Raw genomic sequence first — 5,851 nt, 5'->3', positions numbered from 1 at the left:
GCCCGGTGACATCTGATCGCCAGAACCATGCCGACGCTTACTGTTATAAAACATTTCGATGTAATCAAAAATATCGCTGCGGGCTTCTTCCCGCGTTCCGTAGATCTTTTTCTTTATCCGTTCGCGTTTCAACAACTGGAAAAAGCTTTCTGCAACCGCATTATCATGGCAGTTACCGCGACGGCTCATGCTGCCCTCCAGGCCGTGTGATTTCAGGAACGCCACTCATGGCTTGTGTACTGACTGCCCTGATCCGAATGAACCAGCACCTGTTTTTGGGATTACGCCGCCATACAGCCATCAGCAGTGCGTTCAGGACAATGTCATTTGTCATCCGGGATTGCATGGACCAGCCGATAATTTTGCGTGAGAACAGATCAACAACCACGGCAAGATACAGCCAGCCTTCGTGGGTCCTGATGTAGGTTATGTCCATTACCCAGCGCTCATCCGGAGCATCCGGATTGAACTGTCGCTGGAGCCTGTTGGGCGACACGAGACTGGCCTCGCCTTTACGTGCCCGCGGGCTCCGGTACCCGACCTGAGCCTTTATCCCGACACGTTTCATCAGTCGCCAGACTCTGTTCACTCCGCACTGTTGACCGCTGTCCCGCAGATCCAAATGGATTTTGCGATAACCATAGACGCATCCCGATTCCAGCCAGAACTGTTTAATCTGTCCTGTCAGTCTCAAGTTTGCCTGATGGCGTTGTGAATGCGGCTGCTGAAGCCAGGCGTAAAAACCACCGGGATGAACATCCAGCACCCGACAGAGCAGGCGAACAGGCCAGCAACAGGTGTTGTCACGGATAAAGGCGTACCTCAGTCGGACTGCTTTGCGAAGTACGCCGCGGTTTTTTTAATATGTCCCGTTCGTCGGTAACCCGCTTCAGCTCTTTCTGGAGACGGCGGATCCCGGCCTGAGCAACTGACTGTTCTTTATTAGCGGAAGAATCCGGACCGTACTTCTTTATCCAGGCGTAAAGGCTGTGGGTGGTGATATCGAGACGTGTTGCAACGCTGGTAACAGAATAACCGCGATCAACAACCTGTTTGACTGCTTCAATTTTAAACTCTTCGGGATAACGCTTACCGCTCATGGGCACCTCTCTTTAAGCCATCTTAAATGACTCTGAGGTGTCTGTTAAACCCGTGGCGATTCACGGGAGGTGACGAATATCAGCTATCATCGTTGCCTCTCTCCCTGTCTGTGCCAGAGGGACTACGAATAGTCATTTTTGAGCGCGTGTCGAGTTTAATACAAATATAAATTACTCACCGCTCGTTTTACCATAATTTATTGATCACAATCTGTTAACTGCAGCTTTTTTGAACATGCTTATTCACTGCTGACCTGCGAGCTAAACAGCAAGAAAAAACATAGACGAGCCTTATATTTTTTGGCTGGATTTTAAGCTATTTTGAACTATCACATCTCGCTTAACCGCGATGTTCTCTTTACTCAGATTGATATCATTCTGAGCAAATTAATATATTTATAAACCGGGTGTATTAACTTACAGGAATAATTGTAGTGTAACAAACCTGTACAATTAATCGATTGAAAGAACCGCCCTGAACCTTAGGAAATTATTTTTTTAAAATTAAATTAAGGGGTACAAAAGAATGTAATTTTATTAATCCACTCTTTTTAAAGTGTGATGTGCTCATAAAATGTTGAGTTGAAGCAGAACCCTTAGATAAAACCGCGAGTTATTAAAACTGCTACACAGTTAATTTGGTGAGAGTAAATTACTTAGTAAGGAGAAAAGGGTAAACATGTTAAAGCTATGTTCCGAAAACCAAAGCAGGATAGAGGTTAATTAAGTAAAGAACAATTCATGATTACTATTTGCACGGGAAACTCGGCCGCCTGGCCGAGATTTCCATATGACTTTATGACCTGATGAGTTGTATCTTGTTGAATGCCAGGTAAAGAATAATGTATATAATAGAAAGATCAAAAAATAAAAACCACTCGAAAGCTTGATGCATACACTGTCGGACTTAACCCCATCATAACGACAGAAGCAATGCCTAAAATAAAGATGATGGGTAAGTTTATTATGTCTCTCACTGTGTCGCACAAGGTCAGCATGAGTGAAATACAAACAAATAAAATAAAAAAGTGAAAATGCATAGGGGAAAAAGAATTTGATATCAGCAATGTTGCCGAAATCTAAAAACTCGAAGTGTGTAAACGCTTTTAACGGATAGCTATAACGAGTAAAAATAAAAAATAAGGCAAACTTAAAGGTAAGAACGGCCATCAATATAAGTTGCAATCCTGAAATGGTCTTTTTCTGCAAAGTGACGCATGCAACAAGTAATCCTATAAAGACCAAAAGCAAAACATTTTGTTCTGTCAGGTGTGAACTAAGCCTGTCGAAGCCTAATGCGACCTTATCAATGATGTTGAAGTTGGGAAAATCAGGAAACCAGCGCGTTGTCTCTTTATAAAATCTTTCTCGGTTTCCTGGCGCGGTTAATGCAAACCCTGTGGTGACCAAGGAAGAAATTAAATATATTGCACTATATTTACCGTAGTCTTTTCTCGAAATAGTAATAGCTATGATTGCGGGAATTGCATATACAATGGAATAAATTTCGTTAAAGCATGAAAAAACAAGTAAAACCAAAGATAATAGCTTTGTCCATAGAGGCCCATGCCTATTAGTATAAAAAATAGCGAGAGACAAAAGTCCTGCAGCGATTGGCTGAAGATAGTTATAGGAACCAGTAACCCACCAGGATGCTTCACCCATCACATCTCCATTAATTAATAAAAGGAGAGTAATAGATAAGCAGAAAGTAAAAATACCCACGTTGCGATCTTTAGCTGCCAGCTTAACCATTGATGCAGCCATAACGCATAGCGACAAAGGAATCATAATTTTAAAAAACCACGGATGATTGATTGTCATCACCATGATCCCTTCAATCAGAATTCTTCCGGTCCATGTATGGTAACGGAAATTAAGAAAATCGAATAGGCTACGATTTATTAAGGCGTCACTAAAATATTTGTCATCATCTGCTCCCCATGTATGAAGGCTTACGGCAATAAAAAATAATATTGTCGCTACATAGATAACGCCAAGAATCTTTAAGGGTCTTAAATTATTTACAGTCATGTTTCACCAGGTAAATATGGTTGTCCTTGCTAATTTGTATTAGCGTTTCGATTGATTTTGCTTCCTTCTCAATATTGATTGAAGCAGAAAACCCTGACTTGTCATATAATCCAGGTTTATTCATGGCAGTACTTACATCTACCCGTTTAATCTGACCGGTATGTAATTTTAGCGTTTTGCCATCAATATTTACGAAAACCATAATGTCGCCAACGCCTTCCTTAGGTGTGGCCCATCCGCGGATTGACAGTTTCCCATTACGGTATTCGCATTGGTCAACATTGAACATAATGTTACTATTGTCGGCAGTAGCTTTAGCGGGTTCAGCATAAACAATTTTATTAAATGACTTATAAAATATTAAAGGCACTATAACGGAGACCGCTAATCCTAGAAAAAAGACATATCGAGCTAATTTGTTATATTTCCCTGAAGAGATCACGATTTATTCTCGCTTTTCTTAACATAACGAGGTCTTTGTTTAACCTCAATGTAGATCCGGCCAATGTACTCACCGAGTACCCCGATACCTATTAATTGCACGCCACCAAGGAATAGTATCGACACCAATATAGATGGGTAACCTGCTACAGGATTTCCCCATATCATTTTATCGATGATCATCCCTACGCCATAGAGAAAAGAGAGCGCAGCAACGATGAAACCGATGTATGTCCAAACTCGTAGGGGGAAAGTTGAAAACGATGTAATACCCTCAAGGGCAAGATTCCAAAGCTTCCAGCCGTTAAACTTGGTCGAACCAGCTACGCGTTCTGCCCTAACGTACTCAACAACATCAGTTCTTCCGCCTACCCAGGACAGCACACCTTTCATAAACAGATTTCTTTCTGGAAGTAATTTAATGTTTTCAACTACTTCTCGTGACATAAGGCGGAAGTCACCCACATTTTCTTCTATCCTGGGCTTACTTATAAGATTATGAAGATGGTAAAACCATTCAGCACTTTTTCTCTTGAGGTGGCTGTCTGAAGAGCGATCAACACGCTTAGCCAGAACAACATCCGCACCCTCATGCCATTTGGTAAGCATCTTAGGAATAACCTCAAGAGGATCCTGCAAATCAACATCAATGGGGATGACTGCATCGCCGCTAGCTTTTTCAAGACCAGCGAACAGAGCAGGTTCTTTGCCAAAGTTACGTGTAAAGAACACATTTTTAACTAACGGGTCACGTCTGGCAATTTCTTCCATTATAGAAGCGGTTGAATCTGCGCTTCCATCATCGACAAAAACGATCTCAACCTCACAGTTGCCAAATTGCGTAAAGCCTCTTACCTCACGGTAAAAGATATTTATAGCTTCTTCTTCGTTAAATACCGGAACGACTAGGGATATTTTCATTTTCTCTCCCTGAAAATAATATATTTTGAATAAAGAAATCCGCAAACCAGACTGATAGCGGAGAAAACGACCAGCGTGGCAATGGGATTTATGCGCATTCGATCAGCATATGAGCCTACAAGCATCGCTACCATACCCATAAAAAGCACATACATCATATACCTAAGCGTCGTGGCTTGTGCGCTGAACGTCCACTTAGCGTTGGCGAAAAATGAGAACGTAACGGCTACACAGAAAGCAATGAAATTTGACAGCGATTGTGTCTGGCCATTTTTTATACAGATGGCAAACGTACACCAGTGAATGAGGGTGTTTAAGACGCCAATGGTCATGTAGCGAGTAAATAAACGAACCATGTTATGTTCCAAAAAAGAGGATAGGAGATTTTGTCATTGAGGGCTCAGATGATCAAGGAATCGATCACAAAGCTGTTTCAACGCTGATAAGCAAAAGGCCGCAGTGTAGAGGATAACTGGCCTGATATCTCTCTGAACAAGCCGCATTTGGACGGCAATCGCCTACTGTACCCCCAACCATTCCCTGTTGTGACATAACCAGATCCACATACTAAGAGCTGGTCCAACATGATCGATTATACCAACAAGAGGCTGTGTATCCATACAGTCTAAACTAACAACATCCATAGTTTTTAGGGCGCTTGTTAGGTGGGCCAACGAAAAAGCTCAATTGTTGATGTTTTTTAAAAAATAATATTTTTCTATTATTTATCATTAGCCTGGCCACGATTGCGGGTGCAGGCTAAAGCATCCCGATCTGGCCTAAGATGATGGTGGTAAGTGTAATACTGATTCTGATACGCATCGCGTATTATGATTAATACTGATATTGCAGCAAGATTAATTTCGAAAATTATTAGAGGTAGTAGCTCAATTGTAGTAGTACTTCTTTCCTTATGACCATGGCTAAAATATTTAACATTGAAATCGCCAGGAATTATTATTCCCTCATAAGTCCTCTCTGAAATAGGTAATGTACTTTAAATATAATTGCTTAAGCTGGTCTCGTTATTTAACTACTTTGTTGAAAATAAAGCGTAATTTCGCAAGGCAAATCGATGTTAGTAACTTGTATTAATCCTATTAATGCAGCAATTGAGGTCAGGCAGGCTGGCAGCTTTCTCATTATCATTAATAGCTCTTTGAGTATACTGATCGGGCAGGGCACTAAGCGCCGCTGACCTTCTCACGGCTGTTTTGCACTCTTACGCCTGTCGGGCGGACCGGACATTGGAGCGGACAGCGAGGCAGGTAGGATTTATTACCGTATTATCTGCAATGATATACGTCAGTTATACTGCTGGCAGATGAGGAGCATGTCGACAGTTTGCAAATGGC

General features: G+C 41.7%; 4 protein-coding genes and 1 pseudogene. All 5 read right to left on the bottom strand.

Annotated features, from left to right (window positions below; genetic code table 11):
- A pseudogene (locus HA41_RS20870) lies at positions 1-1,100 on the bottom strand (IS3 family transposase); the annotation flags it as partial.
- 723 nt (positions 1,101-1,823) lie between these two features.
- Positions 1,824-3,134 (bottom strand): DUF6056 family protein, encoded by a 1,311-nt coding sequence (locus HA41_RS19035; RefSeq protein WP_094122067.1) that lies wholly within the window; start codon positions 3,132-3,134, stop codon positions 1,824-1,826.
- Positions 3,121-3,576: a hypothetical protein gene (locus HA41_RS19030; protein WP_094122066.1), complete on the bottom strand. Its 456-nt coding sequence runs from the start codon at positions 3,574-3,576 to the stop codon at positions 3,121-3,123. The genes HA41_RS19035 and HA41_RS19030 overlap by 14 nt, the downstream gene beginning before the upstream one ends.
- Complete coding sequence (locus HA41_RS19025; protein WP_094122065.1) at positions 3,573-4,496, bottom strand: glycosyltransferase family 2 protein; 924 nt, start codon at positions 4,494-4,496, stop codon at positions 3,573-3,575. Before HA41_RS19025 ends, HA41_RS19030 begins: the two co-directional genes overlap by 4 nt.
- Positions 4,493-4,852: a GtrA family protein gene (locus HA41_RS19020; RefSeq protein ID WP_094122064.1), complete on the bottom strand. Its 360-nt coding sequence runs from the start codon at positions 4,850-4,852 to the stop codon at positions 4,493-4,495. Before HA41_RS19020 ends, HA41_RS19025 begins: the two co-directional genes overlap by 4 nt.
- Positions 4,853-5,851: the final 999 nt, after the last annotated feature.

This window comes from Pantoea conspicua (assembly GCF_002095315.1).
Taxonomy (GTDB): domain Bacteria; phylum Pseudomonadota; class Gammaproteobacteria; order Enterobacterales; family Enterobacteriaceae; genus Pantoea; species Pantoea conspicua.
The sequence above is the reverse complement of the archived record's forward strand: the minus strand, read 5'-3'. Positions and strand labels throughout refer to the sequence as shown.

Coding starts and splice junctions, on each gene's coding strand:
- HA41_RS19035 (WP_094122067.1), bottom strand. CDS start 3,134: ATGACTGTAAATAATTTAAGACCCTTAAAGATTCTTGGCGTTATCTAT.
- HA41_RS19025 (WP_094122065.1), bottom strand. CDS start 4,496: ATGAAAATATCCCTAGTCGTTCCGGTATTTAACGAAGAAGAAGCTATA.
- HA41_RS19020 (WP_094122064.1), bottom strand. CDS start 4,852: ATGGTTCGTTTATTTACTCGCTACATGACCATTGGCGTCTTAAACACC.